Here is a 19,067-nt window from a genome sequence, read left to right on the forward strand (position 1 = left end):
ACAAGGAAGATGCCCATAGTCAGCGGCCCGTCCGGGGCCGCGGGCGCACCACCCGTGTACGTCGAGGTCGACGCCTCCCCGGCCGGTCCGACCGGGGACGTGTACGCCGGCGTGGAGACCCGCGGCGCCCCGGCGCGCCGCGTCGCCCAGCTCGCGCACGACGTGTACGAGGACGGCATCGCGCTCGCCTGCCGGTGCGCGGAGATCGCCGCCACCCGCTTCCGGGCACTGCCGGACGAGGTGCGGCCGGACCAGGTCGAGATGCAGGTCGGCATCAGGCTGGACGCCACGCTGGGCGCCTACGTCGTGCAGAGCAAGGCGGAGGCGCAGTTACAGGTGACCTTCCGCTGGCAGTCGGACCCCGCGTCGTGACGGCCGGCACGCGGCGCGGCGAGCCGCCGCAGGGGATCGCGATCCTGCCGTACGGCTACGTCGTCGGGCAGGAGGAGGTGAAGCTCGCGCTGGAGCTGAACTTCGTCGCCGCGCGGATCGGCGGCGTGCTGATCTCCGGGCCGCCCGGCACCGCCAAGTCCACCGTGGTGCGGGCGTTCGCGCTCATGACCCGCGGCCGGCTGCCGGTCACCCTCACCATCGACGCGACCGACGACCGCGTGCTCGGCGGCTGGGAGCTCAACGCGCTGCTGCGCGGGGAGACCATGGAGCAGCCCGGCCTGCTGGAGGCCGCCCACGCCGACGGCCTGCTCTACGTCGACGAGGTCAACCTGCTCAACGACCACGTCGTGAACATCATCCTCGACGTCTCCTCCACCGGGGTGCTGTCCGTGCAGCGCGAGGGCATCGACAAGGTGATGAGCGTCAGTTTCGGCCTGGTCGGAACGATGAACCCGGAGGAGGGCGGGCTGCGGCCCCAACTCCTGGACCGGTTCGGCCTGATGGCCACCGCGCAGCCGCTCGACGCCGACCAGCGGCACGCCATGCTGCGCGCGGTGCTGCGGTTCGACGAGGAGTGCGGCGAACCGGAGTCGCCCTGGCTGGCCGAGGGACGCCGGCGCGACCGCGAGCTGCGCGGTCGGCTGCTGCGGGCGCGCAGCCGGCTGCTCGACATCGCGGTGCCCGACGCCGTCGTCCGGCGCTGCGCCGACACCGCCGCGGCGCTCCAGGTGGTCGGCCACCGCGGCGAGGTGGTCATGCTGCAGGCCGCCCGCGCCCGTGCTGCGGTCGAGGGCGCGCTCGAGGTGACCGTGGCCCACCTGCGGGCCACCGCGCCGCTCGCGCTCCGGCACCGCAGACCCGAGACCACCCAGGGCGGCTCGGCCGACTGGACCCCCGAGGACCTCGCGCGCCTGGACACCCTGCTCTCATGACCTCCGAGGACGGCCCCGCCGATTTCGGCCGGCTGCTGCGGGTGTTCGCCTGCGCCGCCGCCGACCCGCGCCTGACCGGGGTGCTGCTGTTCGACGTGCCGCCGCAGCTGACCGGCCCGGTGGCGGACGTGTTCGCGGCGGTCGTGGCGGGCTTCGTTTCAGGCGAGGGCACAGGCGAGGGCACAGGCGAGGGTGCGGGCGCGGGGGAGGGCGCGGACCCGGCCGGACCGGCGGGCGGCGGCCCGCGTCCCGCCGCGCCCGCGGACGGTGCCCGCGCGGGCCGGCTGGTGCGGCTCGGGGCGGCGGTGCGGGAGGACGACCTGTGGTCGCGGACACGGCTGCTGCCCGCCGCGGGACGGATCACCGTGGACGTGCTCGGCGGCGACCTGGTGGAGGCCGAACCGGATGCGCCGCCGCGTGCGGTGGTCGTGCCGGACCTGGCCCGCCTGCCGCTGCCCGGGCTGCGGGCGGCGGTCACGGTGCTCGGCGCGGACGTCGCCGCCGTGGAGCGGCACGGTGTGAGCCAGGTGTGGCGGCCCCGGGCCCGCTGGCTCGCGTTCTGCCGGAGCGACGACGCGGGCCGGGTCTCCCCGCACCTGCTGGACCGCTTCCCGCTGCGCCTGCGGCTGCCGGATCTGGTGCTGCCCGCCGACCCGTCGGCCGCCTGGCGGGCCTCCTCCGAGCACCGCGTGCTGGCCGACTTACGGAACCGCGCCGCGACCGGCCGGTGGGCCGGCGGGCCCGCGCCGGACGACGCGGCCCTCGCCCGCGCGGCCCGCGAGGCGCCGGGGGAGCGGCGGGCCGTGGCACTGGCCAGGATCGCCCGCGCGCTGGCCGCTCTCGGCGGGGCACCGGCCACCACCGAGGACCATGTCACTGAGGCGGCCCGGCTGATCGGGCTCCGGCCCGCCGCCCACCGGCCGCCGTCCGGCCCCGAGCCCTCCGGCCCGCCGCCGCCCCGCGCCGAGCCGCCGCCTCCCGCCGCCCAGACGTCCCCCCCGCAGCCGCGCATGCCCGAGCCGGATGCGGCCACGCGTACCGCCGAACTGCCCGCGCCCGGACCCGAGGAGACCGTCGCCCCCTTCACCGGCCACACCCCGGGCCGAACCGGCGGCGACCCCTACCCGGAGGACGAGGCCGAACCACTGCGGGAGTTCGCGCCGTTGCGTGCCGCGTGGCGGCGCAGCGCGGGTCCGGCCGCCGAGCGCGGACCGGTCACCGGCATCCGCAGGGCCACCGACCTGCGGGACCTGGCACTGGTGCCGACCGTCGTCGAGGCCGCCAAGTACCAGCGGCTGCGGGGCCGTGCCCGCGGCGGGAGCGGGTTCGTGATCACGCCCGCCGACCTGCGCAGCCACGCCCGCGCCGCCGAACCGGAGCGCATGCTGGTGCTGTTGCTGGACCACACCAGCAGGCCCGGCTGGGAGTGGCCGCAGGCACTCGCGCCGTACGTGCGGTGGGCGTACGCGGCGCGTGCGACCGTCGCCGTCGTGGAGGTCGGCGGCGCGTCGGCCGCCGACGAGCTGCGCGCGCAGACCTTCCAGGCCCGCAACGTGCTGGACCCGCGGCTGGCCGAGGCCCTCTACCGCCCGGCGGGACGGGCCACGCCGCTCGCCCACGGCCTGCTGGTCGCGGCGCAGTTGGTGCGCCGCGCGTTCCAGCAGCAGCCGACGTCGCTGGCCGAGGCGTGGCTGGTCGTCGCCACCGACGGCCGCGGGAACGTCCCGCTGCGCACCAGCCTCACCGGCCGCCACGACGGTCCGGTCGGCAGGCGCGGGGTGCAGGACGCGCTCACCGCCGCGGGCCAGTTGGGCGCGATGGGCCGGATGCGGCTGCACACCGTTGTTCTGGACACCGGCGCGCGGCCGTACGCCGACCTGCCGTTCACGCTGGCCGACGCGCTCGGCGGCAGCGTGGTGGCCGCCGAACCCGGCGCCAGGGAGGACACCGATGCCGCCGTCTGACCGGATCCGCCGGGCCGGCGCATGGCTCGCCGGGGCGCGCGCGGTCGGCCCGGGCGCGGGTCCGCACAGCCCACGGCCACTGCCGCTGGCGGCGCCGCGGGCGGTCGAGGCGCCGGACGCGACCCTGCCCGACACGGCGCCGGGCGGGCTCGGCAGCGTCAGCACCGACCCCACCGAGCGCCTGCCCGACGGGCTGGCGGAGCTTCGGGTGCAGCGGGTACGGGGCGGCGACGGCGACCCGGCGTACCTGCTCACCGGCGTCTGCGGCGGCCCCTCCGACGATCTGCCCTTCACCTCGCGCGCGCCCGAACTGGCGCCCACGGACATCAATCTGGAGCGGGTGCGCGAGGGCGGCGCCATGCCCAGCGAGTTCTACCGCGAGGTACGCCACTGGTCGTTCCGCCAACGGCCGCTGGTCGGCTGGCTCAACGCGCAGCGGGACCGGCACGGCGCCGCCCTGCACCTGGTGGTGTGGGACGACACCGACTACGAGATCCCGTGGGAGATGCTGCTGCTCAACGCCGAGGCAGCCACCACCGGGACCGACCTGCCGCTGGGTGCCGCCGTGCCCGTCGCCCGCTGGACCACGATCAGGGAGCTCGCCCGCCCCCTGCTCGACGAACCCGCGCACTGCTCGGGCCGGGTGCTCAGCTACTTCGACGAGCCGAACCGCTCGGACGCCGGCGCCTTCTCGCCCTTCGACCACGAGTCGCACACCGACGTCGACCGCTTCCTCGACCGACTCGACGAGCGGCGCCGGGCGGCGGAGCCCGTTCCGGCGGCCGGCGGACCGGGCGCCGCGTCCCGCGCCGCCCAGCAGGTCCCCGGGAGCGCTGGAGCCGCCGGAACGTCCGGGCGGCCGGACACCGCCGCGCGACCGGACACCGGTGGGCGGCCGGACCCCTGCGGGCCCGGCCGGGCGGACACCGGCCTCGGCCTGGTCTACATGGGCTGCCACGGCACCCACGGCAAGCGCATCGACGACCTGACCGTGGGCATGCTCACCTGGTACGAACTCGACGAGCCGGCGATGAGCGCGCTGCACGGGGACACCGGGACCGGCGGCACCCTGGTCTGCCTCAACGTCTGCCACTCCGGGCGGCTCGTGGACAACAGGGGCGGCGGTGAGGACGCGTTGCGCGGCTTCTCCGAACTCTTCCTGCGCAAGGGCGCCAAGGCGTGCATCGCGACCCGGGGCGAGGTCGGCGAGACGGAGGCGCGGGCGCTGCTCGGCCACCTCGTGGAGCACGCCCACCGCACCCCGGACCGGCCGATCGCCCAGATGCTCCGGGACTTTCGGGCCCACGCGGTGGCGTCGCTGCCCCACCGGGTCCCGCGCGTCCGCGCGTCCGACGGCGGCCATGACGTCGACGGCCAGCGGCGGGTGCTCGACCTCCTCTACGCCTTCATGTACGTCTACTACGGCCACCCGCTGACCACCCTTCAACTGGCGCCCCACCACCCGGACCCGGCACCGTGAGCGGCCCGCGGAACACCTCGGGGAACGCCTCGGAGAACGGCGCGGGCGTGCGGCTGCGCGTCGAACCCGTCGTCGGCCGGCCGCGGGTCGCGGAGGCCGGCCGCGGCTACCTCGTCACGGTCGACCTGCGCAGCACCGGCGCGCCCGACGCGTGGCCTTACGAGCAGGAGGAGTTCGCCTTCGGGATCGCGCTGGAGGGCGCCCCGCAACTGCTCTGCGAGGCGCTGGGGCATCCCGCGGTGGTGCTGCACCGGTTCGGCGGGACCTACGGCCCGGCGCGCTTCGTGGTCACGGCGGGGTCCGAGCCCGGGCCCGCGCTGCTGCGGCTGTCGGTCTTCAACGCCCACGGGGTGCCGGTGCGGACGACCGGGCTGCCGGTCGAGGTCGTGCCCGCGGGGACGGATCCGGTGGAGGGGACCGCCCAGGGCGGCACGGTGCGGACGCCGGTTCCGGGGAAGCCGGGTGAGGGCGCGGCACCCGGGTCGTTCGGGGCCGGGCGGTTCGGAGACGGGCCGTTCGGCGGAGGAGAGACGCCGGCCCCCGGGGCCACCGGGCCTGACGTCCCCGCCTCCGCGCCGGAGCCCGTGCCGCGGCCCCGGCGCGCGGCCCACGGCGGACCGTCCGGCGTTCCCGGCGCCCCTCCCGAGCACGTCACCCTCAGTTACGCGGGCCCCAACCGCGCCTGGGCGGTGTGGATCGGCGCCCTGCTGGAGCGGCACGGCGTCCGGGTGTCGATGCAGCGGTGGGATGTCGCCCCGCGCGCCGGCATCGAGGAGGGGCTGCGCGACCTGCTGCTGTCCGGCGGCACCGCCCTGCTGGTGCTCAGCGAGTCGTACGTCGCCGGGCGTCCCGCCCGCGAGTGGAACTCCGCGCTGCGCGCCGTGGTGCCCCCGAACAGCGATCGGATAGCAGCGGTCTCCCTCACCCCAGCCGCGCTGCCCAGCGCCACCGCCCTGCTGGCCGCCTCCGACCTGTGGGCGCTGGATGCCGGGGAGGCCGAGCGGCGGGTGCTGGTCCGGCTCGGTATCCCTCCGGGCGAGGACGACGCGGCGGCGGGCTCCGGCCGACCGGGCCCGCGCTACCCGCTGGAGCAGCCGGCCGTGTGGGGTGAGGTGCCGCCGCGCAACCGCCGCTTCACCGGCCGCGAGTCACTGCTCTTCGGGCTGCACGAGCAACTGTCCGGGGCCGAACCGGGAGCGGGTGTCGCCACCCTGCACGGCCTGTCCGGTGTGGGGAAGACCCACATCGCGACGGAGTATGCCTACCGGTTCGGTCCGGAGTACGACGTGGTGTGGTGGGTGCGGGCGAGCGAGCGCGGGACCCTGCGCGAGAAGCTGGCCGGCCTGGCGCCCGCCCTCGGCCTGGTCACGGGCCGGGAGTACGGCGAGCGGCTGCGCGCGGTGCGCGACGCGCTGCGCCGCGGTGAGCCGTACCTCCGCTGGCTGGTCGTCCTGGACGGCGCCGACTATCCGGAGGACGTCCACGACCTGGTGCCCACCGGCCCCGGGCACGTGCTGATCACCTCGCAGAACCGTGGATGGGGGGAGCACAACAGCGCGTTGATCGAGGTGCCAGTCTACACCCGGGACGAGTCGGTGGCGTTCGTACGCCGCCGTGCGCCGCGGCTCGACGCCGCGGACGCGGAGAAGCTGGCGGAGGTGCTGGGGGACCTGGCGCTGGCGCTGGACCAGAACGCGGGCGCACTGGACGACTCGAACATGCTGGTCGACGAGTATGTCGAACTCCTGCGCCGGGGCGCGGACGTGGAGTCGGGGCTGAAGGTGGCCCCGGACTTCCGGATGACGTACTTCACGGCCTTCTCGATCCTTCTCAACCGGCTCGGCGAGGACCGGCCCGAGGCGGTCGAGCTGCTGCGGCTGTGTGTGTTCTTCGCACCCGGGCCGATCCCGGTCCGGCTGCTGCGCGGGGTACCGGGCGCGGACGCCACCCCCGAACTCGCCCGGCTGACCGCGGATCCCGAGATCTGGGACGCCGCGATCGAGAAACTCGCCCAGTGGTCGGTGATCCAGTCCGACCCGCGGCAGACCACCGCCGAGGAGCCGTCCGGAGCCGGCGAGGCCATCCAGATGCACCGGCTGGTCCACCAGGCGGTACGGAACGAGATGGCCCCGGACGAGTACGGCCGGTACGCACGCGCGGTCGGCGGCGCGCTGGTGGCCGCCGACCCCGGCCGGCCCAACGACCCTTCCCAGTGGGCGCGTTACGCCGAGATCGTCCCGCATCTGGAGGCCTCCGGCGCCCTGGTCTCCACCGTCCCCGCCGTCCGGACGACCGTGATCCGCTGCCTGCGCTACCTGTTCCTGTCCGGCGAGTACGGCGCCGGGCTGCGCATCGCCAGCCGGGCCAACGAGTACTGGCCGCAGATGCTCGACCCCGGCGACTCCCTCCTGTGGGACCTGTCGCACAACCGGGCCAACCTGCTGCGCGCGCTGGGGGAGTACACCGAGAGCGAGACCCTGGACCGGGCCGCCTACGAGCAGTTGAGCGCCGACCGCGACGGCACCGACCCGCTGGTGCTGCGCGCGGCCGGCAGCCTCGCCGCCGACCTGCGCCACCTCGGCCACTACGGCGAGGCACTGGAGTTCGCCGAACTGGTGGAGGACGGCTACGCGGCGACCGACGACACCGGCGGCGGCCTCATGGCCCGGAACAACACCGCCGTCACCTACCGCCTGCTCGGCCGCTACGCCGACGCCCTGCGACTGGACCAGGAGACGCTCGGCGCCCTCGGCACCTGGCTGGGCCCCCGGCACGCCCGCACCCTGTCGTCGCAGGACTCCCACGCGCACGACCTGCGTCTGCTCGGACGCTACGGCGAGGCCCTGCGCGCGCAGGAGCGCACCTGCGCGCTGCACGCCGAGGTGCTCGGCCCCGACAACCCCCAGTCGTTGCGGGCCGAGCACAACCTCGCCGAGTGCGAGCGCCACGCGGGTGACAGGGCCCGGGCGTTCGCCACCCTCGGCCGGCTGCTGAACCGGTGCGAGCGGGTGCTGGGCGACACCGACCCGCTGACCCTGCGCGTCGCCGCGTCGTACTCCTGCCACGAGCGCGCGCACGGCGACCCGGACCGGGCCCGCGAGCTGGCCGCGTCCGTACTGGACCGCTACCGGCGGCAGTTGGGCGTCCGGCACCCCTACACCGCGGGCGCCCTCGCCAACCACGCCCTGGTGCGGCGGGTGGCGGGCGAGTGGGACGAGGCGTGCGCGGAGGCGGAGGAGGCGCTGGACGCGATGGGGCTCGCGCTGGGTGAGGCGCACCCCTGGGCGCTGGGCTGCGCGCTGAACGCCGCCGTCGCCCGGCTGGCGGTGGGCCGCGGCGCGGACGCGACCGCGCTGAGCCGCGCCACGGACGCCACCGCCGCGGACGTCCTCGGCGGCGAGCACCCGCTCACCCTGGCGTGCCGGACGGCGCTGGTGGCGTGCCTGCGTGAGGGCGGCGCCCTCGGCGAGGAGGGCACGCTCGGCGAGGCGGACGCGATCGAACGGCGCGTGCTGGACGACCTCACCCGCACCCTGGGGACCGGCCACCCGCGCACCGTCGAGGCCCGGTCCCGCGCCCTGCCCTACTGGGACTTCGAGGCGTTCAGCGCGTAGCACGCGCGACGGCCGGCGGCCCCCCGCCCGGGAAGGGCAGGGGGCCGCCGGCCGTGACGCGCGGGCGGGACCCGCGGCCGGTCAGATCTCGAAGACCTCGTTGACCAGGTTCTGCTGCTGCTCCTGGTGCCGCTTCGCCGAACCCACCGCGGGGGACGACGAGGACGGGCGGGAGACCCGGCGCAGCCGGTCCGCGTTGTCCGGGGCGGCGCCCAGCACCAGGTCGAGGTGGTCGATCAGGTTCAGCGCGATGAAGGGCCACGCGCCCTGGTTGGCCGGCTCCTCCTGCGCCCAGACGAACTTCTGCGCCTTGGTGAACGGCGCCAGCGCCTGCTGGATCTCCACGCCGGGCAGCGGGTAGAGCCGCTCGATCCGGATGATCGCGACATCACCGGCGCCGCGCTTCTCCCGCTCGGCGATCAGGTCGTAGTAGACCTTGCCGGTGCAGAAGACGACCTTGCGGACCGCTTCCGGCTGCACCGAGGTGTCGCCGATCACCGGCTGGAACTGGCCGGTGGTGAAGTCCTCGGCCTTCGACGCCGCCGCCTTCAGCCGCAGCATCGACTTCGGGGTGAAGACGATCAGCGGCTTGTGGTGCGGGTTGTGCACCTGCCAGCGCAGCAGGTGGAAGTAGTTCGCCGGGGTGGTCGGGAAGGCGACCGTCATGTTGTTCTGCGCGCACAGCTGGAGGTAGCGCTCGATCCGGGCCGAGGAGTGGTCCGGGCCCTGGCCCTCGTAGCCGTGCGGGAGCAGCAGGGTGACGCCGGAGGTCTGGCCCCACTTCTGCTCGGCGGCCGAGATGTACTCGTCGATGATCGAGGAGGCGCCGTTGGCGAAGTCGCCGAACTGGGCCTCCCACATCACCAGCGACTCCGGCCGGGCCAGCGAGTAGCCGTACTCGAAGCCCATCGCCGCGTACTCGCTGAGCAGCGAGTCGTAGACGTTGTAGCGGGCCTGGTCCTCCGACAGGTACAGCAGCGGGGTGTAGTCCTCGCCGGTGACCCGGTCGATGAGCACCGCGTGCCGCTGGCCGAAGGTGCCGCGCCGGGAGTCCTGGCCGGCCAGGCGGACCGGGGTGCCCTCCAGCAGCAGCGAGCCGATCGCCAGGGTCTCGCCCATGCCCCAGTCGATGGTGCCGTCCTCGACCATGGCCGCCCGGCGCTGGAGCTGCGGCAGCAGCCGCGGGTGCACCGTGACGTGCTCGGGGATGTTCACCTGGGACTCGGCGATCCGCTTGACCACCTCGCTGGAGACCGCGGTCGGCACCGTGACCGGGAACTCGGGGCGGTCGTCCTGGTCCTGGGTCTCGGGCGGCGCGGCGACGGCCTCGCGCACCTCGGTGAAGACCTTCTCCAGCTGGCCCTGGTAGTCCTGCAGCGCCTGCTCGGCCTCTTCCAGGGTGATGTCGCCGCGCCCGATCAGCGACTCGGTGTAGAGCTTGCGCACCGAGCGCTTCTTGTCGATCAGGTCGTACATCAGCGGCTGGGTGAAGGCCGGGTTGTCGGACTCGTTGTGGCCGCGGCGGCGGTAGCAGATCAGGTCGATCACGACGTCCTTGTTGAACGCCTGCCGGAACTCGAAGGCCAGCCGCGCCACGCGGACCACGGCCTCCGGGTCGTCGCCGTTGACGTGGAAGATCGGCGCCTCGATCATCCGGGCCACGTCGGTGCTGTACATCGACGAGCGCGCGGACTCCGGGGCGGCGGTGAAGCCGACCTGGTTGTTGATCACCACGTGCACGGTGCCGCCGGTGCGGTAGCCGCGCAGCTGCGACATGTTCAGCGTCTCGGCCACCACGCCCTGGCCGGCGAAGGCCGCGTCGCCGTGCAGCGCGACCGGCAGCACGGTGAAGTCGGTGCCGGCCTTGTTGATCACGTCCTGCTTGGCGCGGGCGATGCCCTCGATGACCGGGTCGACGGTCTCCAGGTGCGAGGGGTTCGCGGCGAGCGAGACGTTGATCTGCTCGCCGTCCAGCCCGGTGAAGTTGCCCTCGGCGCCCAGGTGGTACTTCACGTCGCCTGAGCCGTGCATCGACTTCGGGTCGAGGTTGCCCTCGAACTCGCGGAAGATCTGGGCGTAGGACTTGCCGACGATGTTCGCCAGGACGTTGAGCCGGCCGCGGTGGGCCATGCCGATGATGACCTCGTCCAGCCGGGACTCGGCCGCCGCGTCCAGCACCGCGTCCAGCAGCGGGATGACGGACTCGCCGCCCTCCAGCGAGAAGCGCTTCTGGCCGACGTACTTGGTCTGCAGGAACGTCTCGAACGCCTCGGCGGCGTTCAGCCGGCGCAGGATGCGCAGCTGCTCCTCGCGCTCGGGCTTGGCGTGCGGGCGCTCGATCCGGTCCTGGATCCACTTGCGCTGCTTGGGGTCCTGGATGTGCATGTACTCGACGCCGACGGTGCGGCAGTACGAGTCGCGCAGCACGCCGAGGATGTCGCGCAGCTTCATCAGGGACTTGCCGGCGAAGCCGCCGACGGCGAACTCCCGCTCCAGGTCCCACAGGGTCAGCCCGTGCTCCAGGACGTCGAGGTCCGGGTGCTTGCGCTGCCGGTACTCCAGCGGGTCGGTGTCGGCCATCACGTGGCCGCGCACCCGGTAGGAGTGGATCAGCTCGAAGACCCGCGCGGCCTTGGTGACGTCGTCGTCGTGCGCGGTGTCGATGTCGGTGCGCCACCGCACCGGCTCGTACGGGATGCGCAGCGCGGCGAAGATGTCGTCGAAGAAGTCGTTCTCGCCGAGCAGCAGCTGGCTCATGATCCGCAGGAACTCGCCGGACGCGGCACCCTGGATCACCCGGTGGTCGTAGGTGCTGGTCAGCGTCATGACCTTGGAGATGCCCAGCTTGTTCAGGGTGTCCTGGGAGGTGCCCTGGAACTCGGCCGGGTAGTCCATGGAGCCGACGCCGAGGATCATCGACTGCCCGGGCATCAGCCGCGGCACCGAGTGCACGGTGCCCAGGCCGCCGGGGTTGGTCAGCGACGCGGTGACGCCGGAGAAGTCGTCCATGGTGAGCTTGCCCGAGCGGGCCCGGCGCACGATGTCCTCGTACGCCTGCCAGAACTCGAAGAAGTTCAGCGTCTCGGCCTTCTTGATGGCCGCGACCACGAGCTGCCGGTCGCCGTTCGGCTTCACCAGGTCGATGGCCAGGCCCAGGTTGACGTGCTCGGGCTTGACCAGGGTCGGCTTGCCGTCCTTCAGCGCGAAGGAGTGGTTCATCGACGGCATCGCCTTGAGCGCCTGCACCATGGCGTAGCCGATGAGGTGGGTGAAGGAGACCTTGCCGCCGCGGGCCCGCTTGAGGTGGTTGTTGATGACGATGCGGTTGTCGAACAGCAGCTTCACCGGGATCGCCCGCACCGAGGTCGCGGTGGGCAGCTCCAGGGAGGCGTTCATGTTCTTCGCCACGGCTGCGGCAGGGCCGCGCAGCGGGACGTACTCGGTCTCCGTGGCCGCCGCCGCGGCAGGGGCTGCCGCGGGCTTGGCCGGGGCGGGCTTCGCCGCCGCGGGGGCCGGAGCCGGGGCCGGAGCCGGCGGCTGAGCGGCGGGCGGGGCCTGAGCCGGGGCGGGAGCCTGCGCGGCGGGCGCGGGAGCCGGGGCGGCGGGGGCGGGCGCCGCCGGAGCCTGGGGCGCGGCCGGGGCCGGCGCGGGCGCCGCGGCGGCCTGCGGGGCGGCGGGCGCCGACGGCGGGGTGGAACCGGGCACACCCGCGCTGGCGCGCGCGGAGGCGCCGGAGGCGCCGCCCTGGCCCGCGGGAGCGGCCGGAGTGGCGGAGCCGTCCGGCTTGTAGTCGGCGAAGAAGTCCCACCAGGCTCGGTCTACCGAGTTCGGGTCCTGGAGGTACTGCTGGTAGATCTCATCCACGAGCCACTCGTTCGGGCCGAAACCCGCTGCGGGGCCCTCGCCCTGCGCTTCGTGGTCGGTGGAGACACTAGAGCTATTGGGGGACTGTGGCGACACGGCGGTAACCGCCCTCTTCCGCTTCACAAGATGGTGGACAGCGGGAATAAAGGCTACGCCTACCTGGCCCCCTCACGCAGTTCAGGGGGCCAGTCGTCGCGCAAGTCACATCCGAAGACTGGTTTCAGGGCGGATCGTGGCGGGAAAGTGGTCCCTCTTGTGGGTTGTCCGGGCCAGTGGTCTATGCCATACGCCCGGACGGCGGCAGTGACGCGCGTCAACGTGGCGGCGGCGGCATCCCCGGAAGAGTGACGTGGATCCGGCAGCCGCGAGGTGATTCGGCCACCGCGATCCGGCCGCCGTGCAGATCCACCGCCCAGCGGGCGATCGCCAGCCCCAGTCCCGTGCCCCCGTCGGTGCCCGGATGCGAGCCGCGGTGGAAGCGGTCGAAGACCCGGACCCGGTCCTCCTCCGGGATGCCCGGGCCCTCGTCGCGCACCTCCAGGTCCAGGCTGCCGGGCGACGCCCCGCCGCGGGCCCGCACGGTGACCCGGCCGCCGGGCGGGCTGTGCTTCATCGCGTTGTCCACCAGGTTCGCCACCACCTGGTGCAGCCGCTCCGCGTCGGCGTACGCCACCAGTTCCGGCGGCGACACGTCCAGGTGCAGCGGCACGTCCGCGCGCGCCCGCGGATGGGTGCCGCGGGCCTTGCCGCCGTCGGCCCCCAGGCTGGCGGTCTTCAGTACGGCCGACAGGTACGGCCACACCTCGAACCGCTTCGCGTCCAGCCGCACCGCGCCGCTGTCCAGCCGGGACAGGTCGAGCAGCTGGCTGACCAGCTTGCCCAGCCGCTCGGTCTGCTGGAGGGCCAGCCGCATCGTCTCCGGGTCGGCGGCCGAGACGCCGTCGACCACGTTCTCCAGCACCGCGCGCAGCGCCGCGATCGGGGTGCGCAGCTCGTGGGAGACATTCGCCACCAGCTCCTTGCGGTGCTGGTCCACCGCGGCCAGGTCGGCGGCCATCCGGTTGAAGGTCTCGGCCAGCTCGCCCACCTCGTCGCGGCGCACCAGGGCCACCCGGCGGGTGTAGTCGCCGCCGGCCATGGCCCGGGCCACCGCGGTCATCTCGCGCAGCGGCGCGGTCAGGTTGGTGGCGACGATCTGCGTGATCAGCAGCGAGGCGATGATCGAGAAGATGGTGATGACCCGTATCTCGGTGGCCGAGTGGATCGCCACCGTCACCAGCAGCGTGGTGATCATCACGGAGGCGATCACCAGTGCCTGGAGCGCCGCCTTGATCGAACGTGCCGGGTCCCACGGCCGCATGGCCACCCACAGCTGGTGCAGCCACCCGCGCACCACCCGCCGGGCCGTCGGCCACGTCCGGCGGGCTCGCCCCGGGATCATGGTGCCGGGTTCTCCAGTGCGTAGCCCACGCCGTGCACGGTGCGGATCCGCTCGGCGCCGATCTTCCGGCGCAGCGCCTTGACGTGGCTGTCCACGGTGCGGGTGCCGGACGCGTCGGTCCAGTCCCACACCTCGGCCAGCAACTGCTCGCGGGAGAGCACCGCCCGGGGCTGGTGGGCCAGGCACACCAGCAGCTCGAACTCGGTCGGCGTCAGGTGCACGTCGGCGCCGCCGACCCGGACCCGGCGCTGGGTGTGGTCGATCTCCAGGTCGCCGAGCTGGATGCTGGCGCCCCGCACCGTCGACGCGGCGTCCGCCGCCCGCTCCACCCGCCGCAGCAGCACGTGCACGCGCGCGGCCAGTTCGCGCATGGAGAAGGGCTTCGTCATGTAGTCGTCGGCGCCCACGCCGAGCCCGACCAGCATGTCCGTCTCGTCGTCGCGCGCGGTGAGCATCAGCACGGGCACCGGCCGGTCGGCCTGCACCCGGCGGCAGACCTCCAGCCCGTCGTAGCCCGGCAGCATCACGTCGAGTACCAGCAGGTCGGGCTGCCAGGCGTGGGCCGCGTCGACCGCCGAGGGCCCGTCACCCGCGGTGCGTACCTGGAACCCCTCTGCCTGGAGGCGCGCCGCGATCGCCTGCACTATCGTCTGGTCGTCCTCGACCACGAGCACCCTGCGCTGCGCGCCCGTCGTCTGTGCGCTGTCCACTTCCGATTCCGCCCCACAAGCTCGTCCGTTACCGGCAGCGTACGGGGCGGGCCGCCGCGCTGACTATGACGCCTTCACGCCTTGACGGCTACATGCACCACATCGGGCACTCCGCGTGCGACCGGGATCTCCCGCGTGTGTACCCCGTCGTACCCCGCCCCTTTGAGTGCGGACTCGAAGGCGGCCGAGGGCTGCGCCGACCACACGGCCAGGACACCGCCGGGGCGGAGCAGCTCCCGGCAGTCGTCGAGCCCGCTGGGACTGTAGAGACTGCCGTTGTTGTCGGTGACTGTCCAGTCCGGGCCGTTGTCGATGTCCAGACAGAGGGCGTCGTAGCCGCCCGCGGGGGGACGGGAATCGGGCGCGGCGGGCTCCTCGACGGGGGTGCGCGCCGCCCGCAGGAAGGTCACCAGGTCCGCGGTGACCAGCCGTACCCGCGGGTCGTCCAGCGCCCCGCCGGTGAAGGGCGTGAAGTGGCCGGCCCGGTGCCAGTCGATCACCGCCCGCTCGCGCTCCACCACGTCGATCCGCCCCCAGCGCGGCTCCGCCACGGCTCTGGCCAGCGAGAAGCCGACGCCGAGACCGCCGATCAGCACGCTCGCCCCGGACCGTTCCGCCGGCAGCGCCTCCAGCGCGGCATCGACGAGCAGCCGCTCCGAGCGCCCGTCGGAGGTGTCCATCAGGAAGGTGCCGTTGGCGATGATCTCCAGGTGCCCGCCACGCCGCCGCAGGACGGCCTCGCCGTACGGCCCGTCCCGCCGGTCCAGGACGACGGGCCGGTCCTCGGCGCCGGCGGACGGGGCCGCGCCGGGCCCGGAGGATCGCGCGTCCTGCTCGTTCGTCGCCGCCATGACCTCAGTTTGACGGAGTCCGGGGCAAGCCGTGGTCACGCGTCGGCCACTGCGCCACCCCCCGTTCAACTTCCGTACCGGAGGACTTCCCTTGTTCTGCGCCCGCAGATGGTCCGGGGGTGTCGGCCTCCGGCGTAGGTTCCGGCCATGTCGCCCATTTTGAACAGCGCCATGGCGAAGCGGCTTCTGCGCCCCGCCACCACCCTCGTCGACCAGCGCGTGCAGCGCCCGGTCTCCCGCCTGCGCAAGGAACTGGACAGCCTGCGCAAGGAGGTGAAGGAGCTGGAGTCGCTGCGCAGTCAGGAGTACGCGGTCGGTCTGCTCTTCGACCGCAACGGACGCAGCGGGCCGCGGCTGCCCACCGCCGGGCAGATCGACAAGCTGGTGTCCGAGGTGGCGGCGGTCAGCGGCGAGGACGCGAAGATCGCCCGCCGGAACGTGACCATCGCCTTCCGCAACGTGATCGCCCTGGAGGCGCTGGCGGTCGGCCGGCTCGCCGGCTCCACCCAGAACGTCTGCGGCAAGCTCGCCACGGTGCCGCTGCTCAAGCCGCCGAACCCGGAGGTGCTGGAGATCGGCACGCTGTACGGGCTCTTCTCGGCGACCATGCTGCGGATGCTGCACCGGGCCGGCATCGAGCCCGAGCTGACCATCGTCGACCCGCTGGTCGGCACCCAGCTCCAGCCCGGCGGCCTGGAGGGGCTCGACCCCACCGGCACCCCGGTACGGCTCGACGTCGTTCGCGCGAACCTGGCGCTCGGCGGGAAGGCCGGCGAGCGGGCCCGGGTGCAGGTCGGCTTCTCCGGCGACCCCGAGGTCCGTGCGGCGGTCTCCGACCGGAAGTACGGCGTGATCGTCATCGACGGGGATCATTCCGCGCAGGGCGTCACCGAGGACCTGGAGTGGGCCGAGACCATCGCCGCTCCCGGGGCGATCGTCGTCCTCGACGACTACGGCGACAACAAGTGGGCGGGCGTCCAGAAGGGTGCGGACGAGTACCTGGCCGGCTCCACCCGCTTCGAGCTGCTCGGCCGCGTCTCCACCTCCGCGTTTTTGCGGGCTGCCTGACCCGCCCGGCTGCCCCGTCCTGCTGACACGGGACCTTGCGGTCCGCGGTGCCTTGTCGCGCAGTTCCCCGCGCCCCTGGTTAGTGCGGGTCCCTCCGCGAAATGAGGGCAACCACCGAGGGGCGCGGGGAACTGCGCGCGCAACCCACCACCGGCAGGTGGTCCCTCGACCGGCAGGACGGGGCACCCTCGGGGGTCAGGGCACCCCCTGATCGCTGAGGGCGAACGCACGCCCGGGAACACCGGCGGAGCCCTTTGCATTGAGTCAGGTGTACTCAACTTGCTTGCAAAGGGAGCGATCATGGCGTTTGAGCCGAAGAGTTCCAACCTCACCCTCCCCGTACTGCCGCTCGACGGCGAGGTCGTACTGCCCGGCATGGTCGTCCCGCTGGACCTGACGGACGGCGAGGTACGGGCCGCGGTGGAGGCCGCGCAGGCGGCCCACTCGGGGAGCGCGACGGGGAAGCCCCGCGTGCTGCTCGTCCCGCGGGTCGACGGGAAGTACGCCGCCGTCGGCGCCCTCGGCACCGTGGAGCAGGTCGGACGGCTGTCCGACGGCGACCCCGGCGCCGTGATCAAGGGCCGTTCCCGGGTCCGTATCGGCTCGGGCACGACCGGCCCGGGTGCCGCCCTGTGGGTCGAGGGCACCCTCGTCGAGGAGCCGGCGCCGCAGGAGGCGCCCGGCACCGTCGCCGATCTGATGAAGGAGTACAAGGCGCTGGCCACGAGCTGGCTGCGCAAGCGCGGCGCCTGGCAGGTGGTCGACCGCGTGCAGCAGATCGACGACCTCGGCCAGCTCGCCGACAACTCCGGTTACTCCCCGTTCCTCAGCGTGGAGCAGCGCGTGGAGCTGCTGGAGACCGCCGACCCGGTGGCCCGGCTGAAGCTCGCCACGCAGTGGCTGCGCGACCACCTCGCCGAGCAGGACGTCGCCGAGACGATCCGCAAGGACGTCCAGGAGGGCATGGAGAAGCAGCAGCGCGAGTTCCTGCTCCGCCAGCAGCTCGAGGCGGTGCGCAAGGAGCTCGCCGAGCTGAACGGCGACCCGGACAACGAGACGGACGACTACCGCGCCCGCGTGGAGTCCGCCGACCTGCCGGAGAAGGTCCGCGAGGCGGCCCTGAAGGAGGTCGAGAAGCTGGAGCGCTCCTCGGACGCCTCCCCGGAGGGCTCCTGGATCCGTACCTGGCTGGACACCGTCCTCGAACTGCCGTGGAACACCACCACCGAGGACACCTACGACGTCGCGGGGGCCCGGGCCGTGCTGGACGCGGACCACTCCGGCCTGAGCGACGTGAAGGAGCGCATCACCGAGTACCTGGCGGTCCGCAAGCGCCGGGCCGACCGCGGCCTCGGCGTGGTCGGCGGCCGCCGCGGCGGCGCGGTGCTGGCGCTGGTCGGCCCGCCCGGGGTCGGCAAGACCTCGCTGGGCGAGTCGGTGGCCCGCGCGATGGGCCGCAAGTTCGTCCGGGTCGCCCTCGGCGGCGTCCGGGACGAGGCCGAGATCCGCGGCCACCGCAGGACGTACGTGGGCGCGCTGCCCGGCCGGATCGTGCGCGCGATCAAGGAGGCCGGGTCGATGAACCCGGTGGTGCTGCTCGACGAGGTCGACAAGGTCGGCTCGGACTACCGGGGCGACCCGGCGGCCGCGCTGCTGGAGGTCCTCGACCCGGCGCAGAACCACACCTTCCGCGACCACTACCTGGAGGTCGAACTCGACCTGTCCGACGTGGTGTTCCTGGCCACCGCCAACGTGCTGGAGGCCATCCCGGAGCCGCTGCTCGACCGGATGGAACTGGTCCGGCTCGACGGCTACACCGAGGACGAGAAGGTCGTCATCGCCCGCGACCACCTGCTGCCCCGGCAGCTGGAGCGTGCGGGCCTGGCCGCCGACGAGGTGAGCCTGGACGAGGAGGCGCTGCGCAGGCTGGCCGGCGAGTACACCCGCGAGGCGGGCGTGCGGAACCTGGAGCGGACCGTGGCGCGCATCCTGCGGAAGGTCGCGGCCCGGCACGAACTGGGCGACCAGGAACTGCCGTTCGCGGTCGGCGCGGACGACCTGCGGGCCCTGATCGGCCGGCCGCACCATGTGCCGGAGGCCGCGCAGGACCCGGAGGAGCGGCGCACCGCCGTACCGGGCGTGGCCACCGGCCTGGCGGTCACCGGCGCGGGTGGTGACGTCCTGTACATCGAGGCGTCGCTCGCCGACCCGGAGACCGGCGGGTCCGGGCTCCAGCTGACCGGCCAGCTCGGCGACGTGATGAAGGAGTCCGCGCAGATCGCGCTCTCCTTCCTGCGGTCCCGTGGCGCCGAACTGGAGCTGCCGGTCGGCGACCTCAAGGAGCGCGGCGTCCACCTGCACGTGCCGGCCGGCGCCGTCCCGAAGGACGGCCCGAGCGCGGGTGTCACGATGACGACCGCGCTGGCGTCCCTGCTGTCGGGTCGCCGGGTCCGCACGGACGTGGCGATGACCGGTGAGGTGTCCCTGACCGGGCGGGTCCTGCCGATCGGCGGGGTCAAGCAGAAGCTCCTCGCCGCGCACCGGGCCGGCATCACCACCGTGGTGATCCCGAAGCGGAACGAGGCGGACCTCGACGACGTCCCCGCCGAGGTGCTGGACGTCCTCGACGTCCACCCGGTCAGCGACGTGCGCCAGGTGCTGAAGCTGGCGCTGGAGCCGGCCGAGGCGGACACCTCCGCCGAGGAGTTCCCGATCGCCGCGTGACCCTCCGGGGGTGGTGCGGTTCCCGG

The 19,067-nt window shown here is 73.8% G+C and carries 11 protein-coding genes; 7 read left to right on the forward strand and 4 right to left on the reverse strand.

What is annotated here, in order from left to right; genetic code table 11:
* Positions 1–9: 9 nt before the first annotated feature.
* The 5 genes from C4U44_RS05510 to fxsT are packed head-to-tail and all read left to right on the forward strand — an operon-like array spanning position 10 to position 8,383.
* Positions 10–372: a CU044_2847 family protein gene (locus C4U44_RS05510; protein ID WP_103884459.1), complete on the forward strand. Its 363-nt coding sequence runs from the start codon at positions 10–12 to the stop codon at positions 370–372.
* Complete coding sequence (locus C4U44_RS05515; protein ID WP_235031819.1) at positions 369–1,325, forward strand: AAA family ATPase; 957 nt, start codon at positions 369–371, stop codon at positions 1,323–1,325. The genes C4U44_RS05510 and C4U44_RS05515 overlap by 4 nt, the downstream gene beginning before the upstream one ends.
* The gene (locus C4U44_RS05525) at positions 1,322–3,289 is read left to right on the forward strand and encodes a magnesium chelatase (RefSeq protein ID WP_146088201.1); all 1,968 of its coding nucleotides are present in this window, start codon (positions 1,322–1,324) and stop codon (positions 3,287–3,289) included. Before C4U44_RS05515 ends, C4U44_RS05525 begins: the two co-directional genes overlap by 4 nt.
* On the forward strand, positions 3,276–4,769 hold the full coding sequence (locus C4U44_RS05530) for a CHAT domain-containing protein (protein ID WP_103884462.1): 1,494 nt from the start codon (positions 3,276–3,278) through the stop codon (positions 4,767–4,769). The genes C4U44_RS05525 and C4U44_RS05530 overlap by 14 nt, the downstream gene beginning before the upstream one ends.
* Positions 4,766–8,383: an FxSxx-COOH system tetratricopeptide repeat protein gene (gene fxsT, locus C4U44_RS05540; RefSeq protein WP_235031820.1), complete on the forward strand. Its 3,618-nt coding sequence runs from the start codon at positions 4,766–4,768 to the stop codon at positions 8,381–8,383. The genes C4U44_RS05530 and fxsT overlap by 4 nt, the downstream gene beginning before the upstream one ends.
* Before the next feature lie 81 nt (positions 8,384–8,464).
* Here fxsT and C4U44_RS05545 read toward each other — a convergent pair whose 3' ends face one another.
* The 4 genes from C4U44_RS05545 to C4U44_RS05560 form a co-directional block, all read right to left on the reverse strand.
* Positions 8,465–12,343, reverse strand: coding sequence for a multifunctional oxoglutarate decarboxylase/oxoglutarate dehydrogenase thiamine pyrophosphate-binding subunit/dihydrolipoyllysine-residue succinyltransferase subunit (locus C4U44_RS05545; RefSeq protein ID WP_103884463.1), 3,879 nt, complete (start codon positions 12,341–12,343; stop codon positions 8,465–8,467).
* A gap of 217 nt (positions 12,344–12,560) precedes the next feature.
* Positions 12,561–13,688 carry a HAMP domain-containing sensor histidine kinase gene (locus C4U44_RS05550; RefSeq protein ID WP_103884464.1) on the reverse strand — a complete coding sequence of 376 codons (1,128 nt, stop codon included), beginning with the start codon at positions 13,686–13,688 and terminating at the stop codon, positions 12,561–12,563.
* The gene (locus tag C4U44_RS05555; protein WP_103884465.1) at positions 13,685–14,398 is read right to left on the reverse strand and encodes a response regulator transcription factor; all 714 of its coding nucleotides are present in this window, start codon (positions 14,396–14,398) and stop codon (positions 13,685–13,687) included. The genes C4U44_RS05550 and C4U44_RS05555 overlap by 4 nt, the downstream gene beginning before the upstream one ends.
* 74 nt (positions 14,399–14,472) lie before the next feature.
* The gene (locus tag C4U44_RS05560; protein WP_235031821.1) at positions 14,473–15,249 is read right to left on the reverse strand and encodes a spermidine synthase family protein; all 777 of its coding nucleotides are present in this window, start codon (positions 15,247–15,249) and stop codon (positions 14,473–14,475) included.
* 147 nt (positions 15,250–15,396) lie between these two features.
* Here C4U44_RS05560 and C4U44_RS05565 point away from each other — a divergent pair, with 147 nt between their 5' ends.
* Complete coding sequence (locus C4U44_RS05565; protein ID WP_103884466.1) at positions 15,397–16,317, forward strand: class I SAM-dependent methyltransferase; 921 nt, start codon at positions 15,397–15,399, stop codon at positions 16,315–16,317.
* A gap of 300 nt (positions 16,318–16,617) precedes the next feature.
* Positions 16,618–19,041, forward strand: coding sequence for an endopeptidase La (lon, locus tag C4U44_RS05570; RefSeq protein WP_103884467.1), 2,424 nt, complete (start codon positions 16,618–16,620; stop codon positions 19,039–19,041).
* Positions 19,042–19,067: the final 26 nt, after the last annotated feature.

It is taken from the genome of Actinacidiphila yanglinensis, assembly GCF_900107965.1.
Taxonomy (GTDB): domain Bacteria; phylum Actinomycetota; class Actinomycetes; order Streptomycetales; family Streptomycetaceae; genus Actinacidiphila; species Actinacidiphila yanglinensis.